16 protein-coding genes are annotated in these 17,933 nt (G+C 38.9%); 6 read left to right on the forward strand and 10 right to left on the reverse strand.

Translation table 11 applies throughout. The features are described 5' to 3' along the window. Positions 1-67: 67 nt before the first annotated feature. Entirely contained in the window at positions 68-784 is a 717-nt protein-coding gene (gene arcA, locus AACW90_RS18785; protein ID WP_195702206.1) for a two-component system response regulator ArcA, read from the reverse strand. Positions 785-1,615: 831 nt separating this feature from the next. Between arcA and AACW90_RS18790 the strand changes: the two genes are divergently transcribed. Beyond that, on the forward strand, positions 1,616-2,098 hold the full coding sequence (locus AACW90_RS18790) for a putative 4-hydroxy-4-methyl-2-oxoglutarate aldolase (RefSeq protein ID WP_390237537.1): 483 nt from the start codon (positions 1,616-1,618) through the stop codon (positions 2,096-2,098). On the opposite strand, the gene AACW90_RS18795 is transcribed toward AACW90_RS18790, so the two are convergent. Continuing rightward, a complete protein-coding gene (locus AACW90_RS18795) occupies positions 2,095-2,568 on the reverse strand; it encodes a ribonuclease regulator (RefSeq protein ID WP_390237539.1) in 474 nt (157 codons plus the stop codon). The genes AACW90_RS18790 and AACW90_RS18795 overlap by 4 nt on opposite strands. Positions 2,569-3,054: 486 nt before the next feature. Here AACW90_RS18795 and thrA point away from each other — a divergent pair, with 486 nt between their 5' ends. Genes thrA through thrC form a run of 3 tightly spaced genes read left to right on the forward strand, consistent with a single transcriptional unit; the run spans position 3,055 to position 7,769 of the window. Next, positions 3,055-5,514: a bifunctional aspartate kinase/homoserine dehydrogenase I gene (gene thrA / locus AACW90_RS18800; RefSeq protein WP_390237542.1), complete on the forward strand. Its 2,460-nt coding sequence runs from the start codon at positions 3,055-3,057 to the stop codon at positions 5,512-5,514. 18 nt (positions 5,515-5,532) lie between these two features. Beyond that, positions 5,533-6,489 carry a homoserine kinase gene (thrB, locus tag AACW90_RS18805; RefSeq protein WP_390237693.1) on the forward strand — a complete coding sequence of 319 codons (957 nt, stop codon included), beginning with the start codon at positions 5,533-5,535 and terminating at the stop codon, positions 6,487-6,489. Next, a complete protein-coding gene (thrC, locus tag AACW90_RS18810) occupies positions 6,486-7,769 on the forward strand; it encodes a threonine synthase (protein ID WP_390237545.1) in 1,284 nt (427 codons plus the stop codon). The genes thrB and thrC overlap by 4 nt, the downstream gene beginning before the upstream one ends. A gap of 146 nt (positions 7,770-7,915) precedes the next feature. Here thrC and AACW90_RS18815 read toward each other — a convergent pair whose 3' ends face one another. The 5 genes from AACW90_RS18815 to AACW90_RS18835 form a co-directional block, all read right to left on the reverse strand. Beyond that, positions 7,916-8,311 carry a hypothetical protein gene (locus tag AACW90_RS18815; protein ID WP_390237548.1) on the reverse strand — a complete coding sequence of 132 codons (396 nt, stop codon included), beginning with the start codon at positions 8,309-8,311 and terminating at the stop codon, positions 7,916-7,918. 222 nt (positions 8,312-8,533) lie between these two features. Beyond that, entirely contained in the window at positions 8,534-8,926 is a 393-nt protein-coding gene (locus AACW90_RS18820) for a hypothetical protein (RefSeq protein WP_390237551.1), read from the reverse strand. Positions 8,927-9,171: 245 nt separating this feature from the next. Continuing rightward, positions 9,172-9,744: a hypothetical protein gene (locus tag AACW90_RS18825; protein WP_390237553.1), complete on the reverse strand. Its 573-nt coding sequence runs from the start codon at positions 9,742-9,744 to the stop codon at positions 9,172-9,174. A 154-nt stretch (positions 9,745-9,898) separates the two neighbouring features. After that, on the reverse strand, positions 9,899-10,684 hold the full coding sequence (locus AACW90_RS18830; RefSeq protein WP_390237555.1) for a TcdA/TcdB catalytic glycosyltransferase domain-containing protein: 786 nt from the start codon (positions 10,682-10,684) through the stop codon (positions 9,899-9,901). Between the two features lie 5 nt (positions 10,685-10,689). Then, positions 10,690-11,265, reverse strand: coding sequence for a TcdA/TcdB catalytic glycosyltransferase domain-containing protein (locus AACW90_RS18835; protein ID WP_390237557.1), 576 nt, complete (start codon positions 11,263-11,265; stop codon positions 10,690-10,692). Positions 11,266-11,815: 550 nt separating this feature from the next. Here AACW90_RS18835 and AACW90_RS18840 point away from each other — a divergent pair. Beyond that, positions 11,816-13,054 (forward strand): HlyD family secretion protein, encoded by a 1,239-nt coding sequence (locus AACW90_RS18840; RefSeq protein WP_390237560.1) that lies wholly within the window; start codon positions 11,816-11,818, stop codon positions 13,052-13,054. Then, the gene (locus tag AACW90_RS18845) at positions 13,051-15,174 is read left to right on the forward strand and encodes a peptidase domain-containing ABC transporter (protein ID WP_390237564.1); all 2,124 of its coding nucleotides are present in this window, start codon (positions 13,051-13,053) and stop codon (positions 15,172-15,174) included. The genes AACW90_RS18840 and AACW90_RS18845 overlap by 4 nt, the downstream gene beginning before the upstream one ends. A gap of 51 nt (positions 15,175-15,225) precedes the next feature. On the opposite strand, the gene AACW90_RS18850 is transcribed toward AACW90_RS18845, so the two are convergent. The 3 genes from AACW90_RS18850 to AACW90_RS18860 form a co-directional block, all read right to left on the reverse strand. Next, entirely contained in the window at positions 15,226-15,516 is a 291-nt protein-coding gene (locus AACW90_RS18850) for a hypothetical protein (RefSeq protein WP_390237567.1), read from the reverse strand. 117 nt (positions 15,517-15,633) lie between these two features. Next, positions 15,634-16,827 carry an MFS transporter gene (locus tag AACW90_RS18855; protein ID WP_390237570.1) on the reverse strand — a complete coding sequence of 398 codons (1,194 nt, stop codon included), beginning with the start codon at positions 16,825-16,827 and terminating at the stop codon, positions 15,634-15,636. Positions 16,828-16,990: 163 nt separating this feature from the next. Further along, a complete protein-coding gene (locus AACW90_RS18860; protein ID WP_347997314.1) occupies positions 16,991-17,578 on the reverse strand; it encodes a disulfide bond formation protein B in 588 nt (195 codons plus the stop codon). Between the last annotated feature and the right edge of the window lie 355 nt (positions 17,579-17,933).

The raw sequence follows: 17,933 nt of genomic DNA on the forward strand, positions 1-17,933 counted from the left end.
ATTACCGTAATTAAGCTTAAGGTGATAGGCGACTAATTTATAGTGCCTATCGCCGAAAGCGAATTTTTTACTCTTCTAAGTCACCACAAAAACGATACCCTTCACCGTGGATCGTAGCGATGATTTCTGGTGTATCTGTGATTGATTCAAAATGTTTACGGATACGACGAATAGTGACATCAACCGTACGGTCATGTGGCTTAAGCTCGCGTCCAGTCATTTTCTTGAGAAGATCCGCTCGAGTCTGGATTTTCCCTGGATTCTCACAAAAATGAAGCAGTGCTCTAAACTCTGAACGAGGTAGCTTATAGCCGTCACCCAATGGGCTGACTAAAGAACGGCTATTTATATCTAATATCCAGCCATTAAATTCATACTTTTCAACACTTCTTTTCTCTTCAGAGACGGTATTATCGTTCATTGAGCGAGTCAAGAGGTTGCGAGCTCTAATAGTAAGTTCACGTGGGTTGAATGGTTTGGTGATGTAGTCATCGGCACCTATTTCTAAGCCCAAGATCTTATCAACTTCATTATCACGACCAGTTAAAAACATAAGAGCAACATTTGCTTGCTCTCTAAGTTCACGAGCTAAAAGTAGTCCATTCTTGCCAGGGAGGTTGATATCCATGATAACCAAATTAACTTGGTTATCAGCAAGTACATGATGCATTTCTTCACCATCACTTGCTTCGAATACGGTATATCCCTCAGCTTCAAAAATACTTTTTAGCGTGTTACGAGTAACTTGCTCATCTTCAACAATGAGTATTTGCGGGGTTTGCATTGGCGACACCTAAATTGTAAAGATTTTGTGTATATTTTAAATAATTCTAAGCAAAAAGTAACATATGGGTAAAATCTTTGCGACAACTTGCAACAAAAACCGTTAAAAAACACTTTAACTAGGTACGCCAGTCCCTGGAAATAACCTATTTTTAGAGGTAAACACATAATCGAGTATGCTTATTTACATTTTTGCTATATTTGCGATGGATTTTATTATCTTAAACGTATCGCAACAATAACAGTTTGTTAATTCTTTTCACTTTGTTGATTTACATCAATAGATATAACATAACATTTGCTCTATTTATTGAGTTTTATGTCAAGGAAGCAAGCGTGGGTAAAAATTCAAAATTGTAGAGTATTTATAAGGATGTTTATTTCTTTATTAACAGCGAGTTAAATCTGCCTCAGTTTTCCATCAATACCGCATGAAATCCGAACATTTGTGTAGGGTCAAAAGATGAAATTGATAGGGTAAATGAGGCTATCAAGAGAGATTTGGGTGATTTTAGTTATTGCAAAATGTTGGATGGTGATTTAAAAAGAGCATGGTTTGAAGAAATTTGTGCTGTAAAAATGCCTCAGAATTAATGATAGAGCTCGAAATGCTGTTCACCATAATGCCATATAGTTCGTGGAAAATGATCAGCTCTATTTCATATCCTGCTTAGAAAATAACGTCTCGAGATGATACGTGGCTCCTCTCAGAAGATCGTCTTACAAAAATATCAATAGCAGATATTCATTAGCAATGAATAAGTAGAACAGAATTTAAAATCAATCACAGTTGATCTGTGTTTCGAGAGACTGTGTAAATCAAGGAGGAAAAATGAACGATATACTTCCAGATATATGTGATAAGTACGAGGATCAAGTAACATTGCTTGACCTGCCACTACAAAACTTTGGTCAGCGCTATGCTTTCTTTGGTCAAGTTGTCACCGTACGCTGCTTCCATGACAACTCTAAAGTGAGAGAAGTTTTGGAACAAGATGGAAAAGGTAAAGTTCTTTTTGTCGATGGGAATGGTTCCCTTAAGAAAGCACTATTAGGTGACCAACTTGCTATTTTAGCTATTGAGAATGGTTGGGAGGGGGTCATTGTTAATGGAGCAATACGAGATGTTGCTGTTATGTCGGAACTTGACATCGGTATTAAAGCCTTAGCAGCATGTCCATTTAAAACGGAAAAGAAAGGCGCTGGTGAGGTAAATGTATGCCTAACCATGAACCGTCAGATGGTTCACCCTGGCGATTATGTTTACGCAGATTGGAATGGCACATTGTTGTCAAATAATTTGCTCGAATTCTAAAAGCGGAAACCTAAACCCACTTCAACACCTTGCTGCCACTGTTCATAATCGAAAGTGGCATGCAAGTCTACATTATCTGATATTTTCATTAGGCTGGTGACTTCGGCGGACACTGTACTTTCTTCAGTCCCATCTTCAAGAAACTCTTTTGTAGTATGAATTGTACTTTTAAGCGATAGTCTTTCGTTAAAGGTATAACTGACCCCACTTAGAAAACCATTCTCACTATGCAGCTCGGAAGAGTTGTCTAAACGTGCCCCTATATAAAGATCGACAGAGTCAAACAAAGAATAAGCATAACCACTATCTATCTTCCAAGAGTCGAATTCATTATTGGATTCTGTTTGACTAGACAAAAACAGTTTATGAGGAGAACCTTCACTTTGAGTTGGAAGGTTTGGTAATGTAACCGCAAAGGCGTGTGCCGAAAAAACAGAAAGGCCGACACATATGAATAGTGTTGTCTTCATTTTCGCCTCCCTGCTAATTGCTATTATTATTATGATTGATCGATTTTTGTTCTGACTTTGATTATCAGTAACTTTAATTAAAACACAAAATCAGAAAAGCGGATCCTTCCATTTTGTTCTTTATATAGCTGTTTTGGTTATTTAGATATTGGTATGCCGTGCTATTTATTTGAAAAACAATCAGTTAATAAGTGAGTCTCAAAAATGGTCTTTTGTCGAAAATAAGAGGCAGAGCGAAAAAAAATTGAACTTTAAATTGACTCTATGAGTGAAAATCGGTAAATGTATGGGTAAGAAGACACAAAACACGAATGTAAATACATAATTATGCAGACAGTACGCCACACAATAATGACCATAACCATTATTACCGACATTACCAACGTTGGGGCAGGCTGCTAAACGAAAGAAATTTCAAAAAAAGGCCTGTATCCAAGAAGATACAGGCCTTTTTTTATACAAGTTTTAAACATACTGGAGGTAGGGATGCGAGTTCTCAAGTTTGGTGGATCATCGTTAGCAGATGCTGACCGTTTTTTAAGAGCGGCAGACATTATTGCAAACAATGCTCAACAAGAAGAGGTAGCGGTGGTTTTATCCGCACCAGGGAAAACAACAAATAAATTGGTTGCTGTTATTGAAGGCGCACTTCGAAACGGTGATGCGGATCTGCAAATTGCAGAGTTAGAGAACTCTTTTGCTCAACTATTTACAGAGATAAAAGCGATATTGCCAAATGTAGACAGTGCAGCATTTGATGAGCAAGTTAATGTATCTATGCTACAACTACGCCAGTTCGTCCATGGTATTGCGTTGCTAGGTATGTGCCCAAATAACGCGAACGCTCGAATCATCAGTAAAGGAGAGAGGATCTCGATTAAACTGATGCAGGCCGTATTGGAAGCGAAAGGTCAAGCCGCAAGTCTTATCGATCCTGTCAAATTTTTGTTTGCTAAAGGTGATCACCTAGAAGCGATGGTTGATGTTGAAGTTTCAACGTTAAACTTCAAAAAAGAGCCATTACCAGTTGGTCACGTGAATATCATGCCTGGTTTTACCGCGGGTAATAAAAAAGGTGAACTTGTCACCCTTGGCCGTAATGGTTCGGATTACTCCGCTGCGGTTCTTGCTGCTTGTTTGAGAGCGGATTGCTGTGAAATCTGGACAGATGTTGACGGCGTTTACAATTGCGATCCACGCCTAGTTGACGATGCGAGGTTGCTTAAATCGCTTAGTTACCAAGAAGCGATGGAATTGTCTTACTTTGGTGCTTCAGTACTTCACCCTAAAACCATTGCCCCTATCGCTCAGTTCCATATTCCCTGCTTAATCAAGAACAGCTTTAACCCTCAAGGTGCCGGTACGTTAATTGGCCAAGACACTGGCGAAGATAACCTTGCAATTAAAGGTATTACAACACTAAACAAACTGACCATGGTAAATGTATCAGGCCCAGGAATGAAGGGCATGGTAGGAATGGCTAGTCGTGTATTCGGTGCGATGTCCTCATCAGGTGTTTCGATTGTATTGATTACTCAATCTTCATCGGAATACAGCATTAGTTTCTGTATTGAAGCGCTCGATAAGCAACGAGCTGAACAAGCCTTGCATGATGCCTTTGAACTTGAACTAAAAGATAGTCTATTAGAACCAGTCGAATTTATTGACGATGTAGCGATTGTTACCTTAGTTGGTGATGGTATGCGCACATCGAAAGGTGTGGCATCACAATTCTTCTCATCACTTGCAGAAGTGAACGTTAATATCGTTGCTATTGCTCAGGGCTCGTCTGAGAGAGCTATCTCTGCAGTGATTCCTGAAAACAAAGTGTCTGAATCTATCAAAGCTTGTCACGAGAACTTCTTCAACTCTAAGCATTTCCTCGATCTATTTATCGTTGGTGTGGGTGGTGTGGGTGCTGAACTGGTCGATCAGGTACAACGTCAACAAGCAAAATTGGCGCAAAAGGGTATTGTTATTCGCGTTTGTGGTCTTGCAAATAGCAAAGGTGTCTTACTTGATGCGAAAGGATTACCTTTAGGTGATTGGCGTGACCGTATGGAGCATGTTTCTGAAGAGTTCTCATTAGCTGCGCTTATCTCTACGGTACAACGAAATCATATTATTAATCCCGTGTTGGTGGACTGTACCTCTAGCGAAGGAATAGCAGAGCAGTATGCTGATTTTCTAGCGGCTGGATTTCACGTTGTTACTCCGAACAAAAAAGCCAATACGGCAAGCATGGCGTATTATCATCAGTTGCGTCAGGTTGCTCGCAGCTCTCGTCGTAAGCTATTGTATGAAACAACGGTAGGTGCAGGTCTTCCTGTTATTGAAAACCTTCAAAACTTGATCTCTGCGGGTGATGAGTTAGACAAGTTCAACGGTATTCTGTCCGGTTCTCTGTCTTTTATCTTTGGTAAATTGGATGAAGGTTTGACGCTTAGCCAAGCAACCAACATTGCAAAAGAGAATGGATTTACTGAGCCTGATCCTCGAGACGATCTATCGGGTATGGATGTCGCTAGAAAACTGCTTATTCTTGCTCGTGAAGCAGGAATGGAATTAGAACTGGACGATGTTGTTGTTGAACAGGCATTGCCACCGGGTTTTGATGACACAGGTTCTGTGGATGACTTTATGGCTCGTTTACCAGAAGCGGATGCTTATTTCGCTGGTTTAGTCGAGAAAGCGGCACAAGAAGGCAAAGTACTTCGTTATGTCGGTGAAATCGATGAAGGCAAATGTCGAGTACGAATTGTCGCTGTTGATGGAAATGACCCGATGAATAAGGTGAAAGACGGGGAGAATGCTCTGGCATTTTATAGCCGTTATTATCAACCTATTCCACTCGTACTACGTGGTTACGGTGCTGGCGCTGAAGTCACTGCAGCGGGCGTATTTGCAGATGTAATGCGTACATTAGGCTGGAAACTAGGAGTATAACTGATGAATTCAAGTGATATGGCTGTTGTCGTTTATGCGCCTGCCTCTATCGGTAATGTAAGCGTCGGTTTTGATGTTTTAGGGGCTGCAGTATCTCCAATTGATGGTACGCTTCTTGGTGACCGCGTGTTGGTGAAAGCGGGTAATTCTCCGTTTGAGTTAAAAACATCAGGTAGTTTTGTTGCAAAATTACCTGCCAATCCTAAAGAGAACATTGTTTATGATTGTTGGGTGGTTTTTGCTCGTGAATTAGATAAGAAAGAGATTGAACTTAAGCCTCTAGAGATGACGCTTGAGAAGAATATGCCTATTGGTTCGGGGTTAGGTTCAAGTGCTTGCTCTATCACTGCTGCTCTTGACGCACTTAATCGTTTCCACGGTCAGCCGTTGAATGAAACAGAACTACTTGCTCTAATGGGGGAGATGGAAGGCAAAATCTCTGGTGGTATCCATTACGATAACGTCGCGCCGTGCTACCTAGGTGGTTTGCAATTGATGCTAGAAGAGCTCGGCACTATCAGTCAAGAAGTGCCCTGTTTTGATGAATGGTATTGGGTTATGGCCTATCCAGGTATTACCGTGTCTACAGCAGACGCGCGAGAGATATTACCATCGCAATACCGCCGTCAAGATGTCATTGCTCACGGTCGTCATTTAGCTGGGTTTATTCATGCTTGTCATTCTGGGCAACCTGAACTCGCGGCGAAGATGATCAAAGACGTGATCGCAGAACCATATCGTGAGAAACTATTACCGGGTTTTTCTGATGCGCGTAAATATGCAATGTCTGCAGGTGCACTCGCGACTGGAATTTCGGGGTCAGGCCCGACACTATTTAGTATTTGCAAAGAAAAAGATGTCGCTGAGCGAGTTGCTCGCTGGTTAGAACAAAATTATATCCAAAATGAAGAAGGATTCGTTCACGTTTGTCGTTTAGATAAACAGGGTTCGAGCGTGACAGGAAGTGAGCTATGAAGCTGTATAACATCAAAGAAAATGACGAACAAGTATCCTTTGGGCAAGCTGTACGCCAAGGGTTAGGCCGCAATCAAGGTCTATTCTTCCCATCTGAACTGCCAAAGTTTGATGATGTGGATGCACTGCTAGCAGAAGACTTTATCTCCCGCAGTGGTAAGATTTTATCCGCACTTATTGGTGACGAACTGAGTGAAGAACAGGTGCTTGAACTCGTTGGAAATGCTTTTCAATTTCCGGCACCAATCAGAAGTGTTAAAGACGGCGTTTACGCGCTTGAGCTATTCCACGGACCAACCTTGGCGTTTAAAGACTTCGGTGGCCGCTTTATGGCTCAGTCACTCGTTGCCGTAACGGATGGTGGTAAAATTACTATCCTGACCGCAACATCTGGCGATACTGGCGCTGCTGTAGCCCATGCCTTTTATGGCATGGAAGATATCAACGTTGTGATTCTTTATCCGAAAGGAAAGATCAGCCGCCTACAAGAGCAGCTTTTCTGTACTTTAGGTAAAAATATTCACACGGTTTCAATCAACAGTGATTTCGATGCGTGTCAGTCCTTGGTTAAACAAGCATTTGATAATCAAGCCCTGCGTGAAGAGATTGGCCTAAATTCGGCTAACTCAATCAACATTAGCCGCTTAATGGCCCAGATCTGTTACTACTTTGAAGCGGCCGCTCAGATGACGAAAGCTGAACGAGAAAACCTCGTTATCTCTGTTCCTAGCGGTAACTTCGGTAACCTAACCGCTGGATTGCTAGCGAAAGCATTGGGTTTACCTGTTAAACGCTTTATTGCAACAACAAACGTGAATGATACGGTGCCTCGTTACCTAGAAACAGGTAAATGGGATCCTAAACCAACGATTGCCACCACGTCTAATGCAATGGATGTCAGCCAGCCCAATAACTGGCCTCGTATTGAAGAGCTATGCCGCATTAAAGGCTGGGGCTTGGATACACTAGGTAAAGGTGTGGTAACGGACGAGCAGAGCGCAGAATCCGTAAAAGAGTTGAACGATCTTGGTTACCTATGTGAACCACATGGTGCTATCGCTTACCGAAGCTTAAATGAACAGCTTCAAGAAGGTGAAACAGGCCTATTCTTGTGTACCGCTCACCCTGCTAAGTTCAAAGAAGTGGTGGACGATATTCTAGGAACCGATATTGACGTCCCCGCACCGCTTGCCAAGCATGCTGTGATGGAAAACCTATCGGAAGAGTTGGATGCTGATTTTGAAGCGCTGAAAGTGGTGTTGAGAAAGGTTCAGAAGTGATTCCTATAAAAACGTGTAGTTAGGCATCAACTGTCTACAACCGTTGATACTCAGTGTTAAGACTTACTTAAAGCGGGTGATTCAATAGAGTCACCCGCTTTTTTATGCCTATACCAAACTAAGTAAGTTTGTAATCAGCATGAATATTACAGTTTTTCTTTGTGTGTTTTAAGCCGATGGACTAATTGTAATTGAATGGATTTTATCACCAAAAATTTCTGTGAAGATTGATTGTGAGTTAGACTATCGCCATTTTCTTCCGCGGCGCTAACCATCGCTCGCAGCTTGTATTGACTGAAAAATAATAAACTAATAGCAAAAATGACAACAAAAGTAATGGAGTCAACCTGAGGAATAAATGCCAAAGTGGCAGATGAAAGCAGTAAAAATAAAGAGAATATATTAACGATATTGTGTTTTAGCCCTAGTTTTCTTGCGTCTCTTTGTACAATTTTATCTAAAAGGTAATTATTTTTTCTCGTTATTAAGGTGTTATCAGTAAGTTGAGAGTCTGTCGCTTGGTCGGGTTTTCGGAATATCATTGATTTACTATAGTGACGTTGCTCATAAATCCACTCCTAATGGTGTGTGGGTTAGGCATACTAGTAATAAATTGTGTACAAAGAGGATTCGTTTCTACTAGGGCATCGTCTTCATAAAGAATTCCGCGAACTTTTTGTCTACGCCATCTTAATGTATTTGCCGTATCGGTTTATCTACTCTCCTTCCAATATTCAAAACAATCTTTGTTGAGTGATTATTGACTAATTTAGATTTAACAGGTGAGTTAACTCTTCTCGTATGGACTTGATGACATCGAACTCTTGCGCTGTGCGGCAACTAGCAAGGCAAACCCAATAATCTCCCGCTTCATCTGTACCTCTAAACAACGCTCGTAGTTCGTAATTCCGCCATGAAAACAGACTAAAAAACAGCGCAACAATAAATGCGATGAAGCCAAACTGAGGCACAAACGCCCATGTGACTGCGGATAACACTAAGGCCAAGCAGATGACATTGATTAGGTTACCTCTTAAACCCAATTTTCGTGCCTCTACCTGAATAATTCTATGCAAAGTGTAGTTCTTTTTTCTGATGTTCAAGTCGGTGTCATTGATTTCAAAATCACCCGTTTTATAAGCTTTATGAAATATCATTTTTGGCACTCCTTTTATGTTTCAATAAAACGTGAAAAACAACAATTTTTCTACGAGAAAAGTATGTATTACAAAACGAATTCCTGAGTTTTATCTGAACCGATTTAAATTGAAATACATAGAATATATACTTATTTTTACTGGAATGTAAATTCAGGTTATGTCCGTAAAATTTGAAATTGAATTATATTTACGGACATAAAGACAATTACTTACCTATGTAATAATGAATACCATTGAAATTATTACTGTTTAATCCAAAGGGGCTCCCAGTTTTTTTGTTCACAAAATAGGCCTATAATATAACAACTAGGTTCAACGATTAACCTTATTAATTTTCCGCGTAGTGATCCTTTATCAATAACTTTCATTTGATATGCAAGTTCAATAGCTCGATATTTGGCTATAGGGAACATGATCTTTTCTAATAAGCTATTTTTACGCATCAATTCAACGTATGGAATTGCCCAGAAATGATATCCTCGAACAGTAATTGAAGATAAATGTTCCTGAGTATATTTTAGGTCTGCTTTCCATAATGCTCTGTCCATCATACCTTTTTTATAGAAATGGGTACAGATGACCCTACTACCACCTGAGCCACCTGAACCACCTGAACCACAACCACCTTTATAGTTATTGTTACCAGAGTACGGATTATTATCCTTATTTTTATGTTCGTCAGAAGCACCTGCACCACAACCTCGGTCACCACTGATTGCTGTTTGAATGCTATTAGATGTATTTCCACCGCCAATAACATGTTTAAGTTCATCTTCAGATAGCATTCTTACTTGCTTGCAAATTATTTTTTTCATACATATACCTTATTTAATGTTGAAGAATAAAAGGGCCATTAAAATGAAAATAAAGCCCACAAATAGCAAAGTATAAATGACACTAAGTACGTTATTATGACTGGTCGTGAAATTAAATATTCTTAATCCACATACAATGCATAATTTTAATTTCTCACATCCATGAAGATTTAATATGTTCTGGGGTGTAATTAGTATGTTCGGAAAAAGTTATAGACACACAATTCAGTCTTAATACGTATGATAAAGCACGTGCACTGGTATAGCGATCTATATTAAGTAATGCATATGTAACACTAAGTAATACTTCAAGTATGACAGAGGGGCCTGTTAAGAAAAGAGTTACATTATCTTTGTCATCAAACGTATCATATCTATAATTCGATAATCTATGTAGACTATGATATGACGATTCTTTATTTTTAATGCCTAAGTCATATTTGTTTTTTTGAACGAACCTATAACGATGTTTAATTTCTCTCAGTATTATTCTAACTAATCTGGAACCTTTGGCGGAAATTAAAACATTATTATTGTATTCATATGACCTCTCTAGACCAGCTATCGATATCAAATCTTTGATTACATATGTATTTTTCATTGAAAAATCAACACTTTGTATTTCTTTAGATTTGTTTTTTATATCTTGTAATGTTTTATTAGATGCAATGCTTAAATAATTTTCAAGTTGTGATAGGTCAATATTTCTTTCTTTCCCTAAACCATGGTGATCTCTCCAGTTTCTAAGAAAATATTCAGAACGAATGACGTTAATAATGTTTGGGTTGATTTCTTCACTTATCGGCCCATAAATGCATTGCATAGGAGGTAAAGTATCAACATCAATGTAAATACCACCTTTATTGTATAAAATAGAAAGCCTGAGTATATCTGATGCTGCTGCTGGGTTTCCTCTAAGGAGAAGCTCTTGAATGTACATTTTTTTTAAATAGTCATCAAAAAAATATTTTCACAATTAGAAATGTCAAATATACAATAGTGTTTTTTTAGAAATTTTATTTTTAACCTATAAAGGCGAAGTGTGTCTGTTAGCTTTTGTGATAAATTTTCAGATAAAGATTCAGATATCGATATTAAAGACTCGTCGAAACTTAACCCTGATTTCATTTTGTAACTCAATTTTTTATTGAAATAGTTTTGACATTCAATGATAAAATCAATGTCACTATCTTTTTTTATATTGTATATTTTTTTAAAAGTATCTGTTAAATGTTCGAATAACAAAAAATTCATGTCTATATATATTGATATTTCAAATCTAGATGCATATTTTTTCCATACATCAATATATTCTAGTGATTTGGATTTTAGACATCCAATCCAAATAAAAAAAATATTGTTGATTCTTATGTTTTTGTTGCATTCATATCCATTATCTTTTGAATTGTAATTATTGATAATGTAAGTTATATCCTTCTCTCTGCCCAAATCTAGTAGGTCGTCAAAAAGGAATGCGAATCTAGTTAGTGTTTCATTTTGTGTTAAAATATGTTCTTTCATATTTTCATGTCTCTGTTAAAAATTATTTGTAATATTTCAACTAACAAGTGACACTTTAAATTAAAACCTGAATTAATTATATATAATATTTTGCCAATTTAAGTTTAATGTAGATGAAAGCTACTAATTTACTGTAAACAGTATGTGTGACCTTATTTTTTTTGACTCTACCTCGAGTTTTGATGATATTAATTTAGTGATTATTATGTGGTTAGGTTACATTTTATGTTCAAGGTTGATAGGGGATTATTAATTAGAATTCAATCGTTCGTTGGTTTATAAAAGGTTGTACTTTGAATTTATGAGTCAACAATTAACGCGTCGGTTTTCACGTAAGTAGCACTGAAAGTGTGGGTGAAGAGTTCAATTTTCATATGTATAACTCAAAAATAGTCCACTTTAAGAATGAAGGTTCGACACTGGTTATTATTAAATCCTGAATCTTAAGTTGCGTGTATTAGTTGGTTTTAAACCAAAATGCAACAGATCTATCTAGTATGAAAAAGGGTGTGTGGAAATAATAGATACAATGCAAATAAAGGATGTAAATGTGTTCAGAAAAGAAGTAATAGAAGCTAAGAAACAACGATTACTGGGTGACGTTATAATCATTCAACCTGTCTCTATTTATCTAACGTGCTTTGCTATATTTGTTCTGTTTTTATTGCTCTCTTTATACTTAACCCAAGCTTACTATTCTAGAAAGGAGACGGTGAAAGGTTATCTGATTCCTGATAAAGGTGTTGTGAAGGTTTACTCGAATCGTACAGGAGTTATAGAGCACTTATACGTTAAAGAGGGTGATGAAGTTATTCAGGGAAATAACTTAGCAAAAATCAAAAATAGCCAAAGCTTATCTTCTGGGGTTGAATTATCCGTTGCGCTGGCCAAAGAACTAACGGTCCAAATTAATGCTCTTAATCGAGAGTATGACGCAACCACATTGATGTATGAAAAAGAGTTAGCTAGCACTAAAAGCCAACTTGCCCAACTGTATCAAAGCTTAAAGGTGATTAAGAACGCTCAAAAGACAAGATCTAAAAAGCTGGCACTTAAAAAACAACAGATAACCAATAACAAGCGTTTGTTTGATAAAGGGTTTCTTTCATCTAATCAGTTTGACTTATTGCAAGGCGAATATTTAGATGAACTCGAATCGAACGATCGATTAGAAAAAGAGTTGGTTACTATTCAAATTCAGATCTCGAAACTAGAGTCCGAACGCCTTGTTTTTCCAGAGCAAAAAATAGTAAAACAATCGGCCATTACACGGCATATCTCAGAACTCACAGCGCAGCTTACTGAAATGCAAAACCAGTATGAATTTGTCGAAAAAGCCCCCGAAAGTGGCATTGTAACCACTATCCAGCCTACATTAGGTATGCGTGTGGATACCAACACACCATTGCTTAGTATTATCCCCATTGATTCACCATTAGAAATAGAATTGCTATTACCGACACGCTCTGCTGGGTTTGTTCAGATAGGAGATACTGTCAATATTCGCTTCGATGCATTTCCCTACCAAAAATTTGGTTTAGTGGTTGGTAAAATATCAAGCATAGATAAATCCCTTATTCTTCCTAGCGAGAAAGCACTTCCAATATTGGTCAATCAAGCGATGTATCGCGTGCGAGCATCGCTTACTCAGCAGTCTATCCGAGCCTATGGGAAAGTATTTCCGCTTAAGGTCGGCATGATTGCCGATGCCGATATTGTTTTAGAAAGACGTAGCTTATTAGAGTGGTTGCTTGATCCTATTTACGCAGTGAAAGGTAAGTTGGGATGAGCGAGCATAGCCCGAAACCATCAATACAAGAGGCGTTAACGAATGCATCTGAATTGCTTGCCTATTCTGGTAAGAGAAAAGTACCTTTAGTTTTACAATCGGAAGTCGCGGAATGTGGCTTAGCTTGTATTGCAATGATTGCCTCATATTTTGGTCGGCGGATCAATTTATCTCCGTTAAGGCAACACTTGAATCTCGACACACAAGGTATGAACTTCAATCAGCTTATGGATGTTGCAAGTGATTTGAATTTTTCGTGCAGAGCAGTTCAATGCTCGTTACATGAGGTTGGTCAGCTTAAGCTTCCCTGTATTTTACATTGGAATATGGACCACTTTGTTGTTCTTACCGGGGTAACGAAAAAAGCTATTTTTATCAATGATCCTGCGTTTGGTAAACGAAAAATAAATCTAAAACAACTCAGTACATCCTACACTGGTGTGGCTTTAGAGCTTTGCCCTACCGCTGAGTTTAAAAAACAAGATCTTCGAGTAGTGATGAAAATCCAACAACTTTGGCATAAGGTCTCTGGCCTAAAGCGCTCTTTGTTAGCGCTATTTTCTCTTTCTATTATCTTGCAGGGCATAGCACTACTTTCGCCTTATTACATGCAATGGGTAATCGACAATGTTCTATTAAGTAAAGATAAGCCACTATTGATTGTATTGGCTTTTGGTTTCGCACTGTTGATGGTCTTAAAAATTGGGGTTGGGGTGTTTAGAAGCTGGTTGGTGTTGCGTTTCAGTAGTGCTTTGAATATTCAAATGGGTGCGAATTTGTTTCATCATCTATTAAGATTGCCGATGTCTTTTTTTGAGAAAAGACACATAGGGGATATTGTATCCCGATTTGGCTCATTAGGATCTATCAGAGAAATGCTGACAACAGGCTTAGTGGAAGCTTTGATTGATGGATTAATGGCCGTTGTCGTTCTTGTTGTAATGTATCTTTATCACCCTGTTTTAGCTACGCTGGTTCTCGGTGCGGTTTTTTCCTCATTTATTATTCAGTTGCTTTTTTATTATCCCAACAGACGAATTACCGAAGAATCGATTGTTGCTGAAGCAAAAGAAGATTCTACTTTTTTGGAATCGATAAGGGCGATTCAGACCATCAAGCTTTTTTCCCATGAAAGCAGCCGTCAAAACAGATGGTTAAATCGTTTTGCCGAGGTGATCAATACCAATATTAGACTTGGAAAGTTAAGCATTGCTGAAGATACCATCAATAGTTTGTTGTTTGGTTTGGAGTCTATTTTAGTTGTTTACCTTGGCGCATTAGCAGTGATGGAAGGAAGCCTTACGGTTGGTATGTTGTTGGCCTTTATCGCCTATAAAGGTCAGTTTATTGGTAGCGTAACCAGTTTTGTTGATAACTTGTTTGCTTTTAAGTTGCTTAGCTTACATTTAGAGCGTATTTCGGATATCGCATTGCAAGAGAAAGAGCAGCAAGTGAGTAATAGTGCGGTACTTTCTCGTGTAGTCAGAGGGCATCTTAGACTAGAGAAAATCTATTTTCGTTATGCAGATAATGCAAAATGGATCCTTGAGGATATTTCTTTTGAGGTTGCGGCAGGGGAGTCGGTCGCGATCACGGGTGTTTCTGGTTGTGGTAAAACAACCTTGTTTAAAATAATTTTAGGATTGCTGAAACCAACTTCCGGAATGGTATTTCTCGATGGGATTAATGTAAACAAATTATCAATAAACGATTATAGGCGTTGTTTTGGTGCCGTAATGCAAAATGACAGTCTTCTTTCCGGTACATTAGCGGAAAATATCACACTTTTTGACTCAAACTACGATGAAAGTAAACTAGAGCGATGTTGTGAGATAGCGTGTATCAAGCAGGATATTGAGGCACTACCGATGCAGTTCTATTCGTTGGTTGGTGACATGGACAGCCGCTTTTCTGGGGGGCAATTACAACGGCTATTTCTTGCTAGAGCTTTGTATAAAGAACCCCGAATATTGTGCTTAGACGAGTCGACTAGCCATTTGGATCATGGGAATGAGCAGGAAATAAATAGAAATATTAATGAATTAGAAATAACACGAATTTTAATTTCGCACAGCAAAGAAACGATTAGTTCGGTCGATAGGGTTATCTCTTTAACTTAGCGTTAAGTTTGTTAGGAACACCCATCGCTTACTATTTACCAGCTGTAAAAATCAGTTCTTCTTATCTTTCCCAAACAAGGCTTTATACCCTTCTATCGCGAGTTGGGCTACGACGTACATGGGAGATGATTTACTATACTCTTCAACTACTCCAGCAAAGCCAAAACGGTAGTCTTTTACTGCCTCTTCTGCATTGTCGGCTAGGATTGGTTCGCCATCTACTTCAAATTCAGCATTGAGTAACAGCTCTTTTTCGACTAAAAATGTTTCAGAATTCATATCTAAGTAAGTGAATGTTGAATTCTGGCGGTTAGGCACAATAAAAAATTGATACTTAGGCATAGAAACTCTCTTTTTAGTATTAATAATCAACTATCTATATATGCCACATAATCTACATCAGTCGACAAATGAAGGGTAAAGTTGGAAACCATACCCACTATTTTGTTTTCAATACACTTAACACATTACCTTTTTATCTCTTGCGGCTAGGGCGGCAAAGCAGGTACAAATTAATGCTACAGCAGCGATAAGCAGTAAAGGAATGGTCCATGAATCGCTTTGAGCATGGATCCGGCCAACAATCGTTGGGCCAGTTGCTGCTAGAGCATAGCCAATGCCTTGGGACATACCAGAGAGCGCTGCGGCTTGGCTGGCATTTTCGGTTCGCAAGCCAATAAATGACAAAGCAATGATAAACGTAGAGCAATTTGTAAGGCCAAACAATCCAACCCAAAATATGGCCAAATCGGGAAGGTAAAGTAAGCCAATTAAAGCGATAAAGACACTAAAAGCACAACCAGTAATAAGCCATCGCTGGTTGTTCTTTCTGCCCAACATTGGCAGTAGCAGTAACCCAGGGACCATCGTCGAGAACTGCAAGAAGCCGTAGATATAGCCGGCATCAATCTCACTGTAACCAAGGTCGCTTAATATTTTTGGCAGCCACCCTGCTAAAGAGTAAAAAGTGAATGAGTTTAACCCTAAGGCCAGTGTAACTTGCCATGCGACACTGCTTTTTAGCAAACTGCGTATTGAGGTCGAATTCTCGACAGTATGTTGGTTTTTTACTTCCGACGTTTTTTTTCTGATTTTTGGACACCAGATGGTGAGAGCGAGGATAGGAAATAATACGTTCATAAAGAGAGCTAACTGCCATCCAGTTGACCCAAAAAAAGTAAGCTCAGACAGAGGTACCATTAGGCTAGAGCTTAGTGTTGAGCCAATTCCCATCGTGAATATATAAATAGAGGTGACGACCGCGATGCGTGTCGGATAGTTGATTTTTACGACCACAGGCAAAAGTACATTCCCTATGGCAATACCAATACCGATGAGAATGGTGCCCAAGTACAATGTTGAAATGAATCCCCATGACCGTAAACCAATACCAAATGAGATGAGCAATAGCGCTAGCAACAAGCTCGGTTCTAAGCCCAGTTTGCGAGACAAATGGGTAACCATAGGGGAAAACAGAGCGAAAGTGAGCAAAGGTAATGCGGTTAGGAAGCCAGCAGCGGATGAGGCTAGGTCAAGATCATGCATTATCTGTGCAAGCACCGGGGCCAGACTTGTAAATGGACCTCTTAGATTGAGCGCTAAGAATAGTATGCTTAGCATAATTAGAATGCTTACTCGGGTAGGCGCTCTCATGTGTTGATTCGCTTCTGAGATAGATAGGGTGCTATAGCCTACAGAGCATTGGGTTGGGAAACAATTGTAGACAGTAATATATCGTTAAATTAGAGCATAAAAAAGAGATAAAAAAAGGCGCTAATGTAGCGCCTTTTCGCTAAGGCATTATTATATGGTAATATTACCAGTTCCAGCCGTTCTCAATCCAACTCCAGTATACCGCGGGATAAGGTGCTTTTAGAGGTGGAGGGCCGACTAAGGCAAATGAGAGTACCAAGTTCCCTATGATAAGGAACAATACCGCCCAAAATGTGAACTTTTGTAGATTATTTAAAACTCGGCCATTCGCTGGTATGGTTTTGCAAAAATCAAAGACTTTTGGCATCACGCACATGAGAAGACCAACCATGGCGACAACACCAGTTTGTAAGAAGTAGCCCCAAAGATACATGTGAACCCCCATGAAACGACCTTCTGTGCCTTCGAATTCAAACCAATGGAAGGTTGAATGGCGCATACTCATGTAGATATCTATGGCAGCAATAATCAGAATGAAACCAACAAACTGTGATCGTGGACCATACCTCAATACAAAGCAGGCAGCCATCATAACCAACAAGATTAACTGCCGAGTAATTAGACAACTGGCACACGGCATATCCCCTAGCCACAGTTGTTCGTAGAACGTTGCAACGAAGACACCAAAGCCTAATATAAGGGTTGCAATGGCAATGATGTTGTAGAAATTCTTTTCATTGATATTAATCATCTTAGCGCTCTCCTTATAGTGGCCCATATAAATATGGGTGTTTCCAAATGTATGCGACGATATAAAGTACTAGTGTCAATAATGAAATAACAAACCAGCGGATAGATCGGCCCTCTTTTTCTGGCGAGCGTATTAGCCACCAGACAACCATGGTCATAAATACGTAAACCAACGTGTTCATATAAATTCCTCGATGCTTATGTTGCTTTAATAATGAATATGAATGATTCGATGACGAGATTGTGGGGTATGAGGAAAGTGTTAGAGCTGATGCAAGACAATCAGAGAGTAAAGCAAACAAAAATCAAATAATTGATATAACGATGAACGGCTATTCGGTTAGTTCAGTAGTAAA

The sequence above is a fragment of the Vibrio frigidus genome, from assembly GCF_042465995.1.
GTDB lineage: Bacteria > Pseudomonadota > Gammaproteobacteria > Enterobacterales > Vibrionaceae > Vibrio.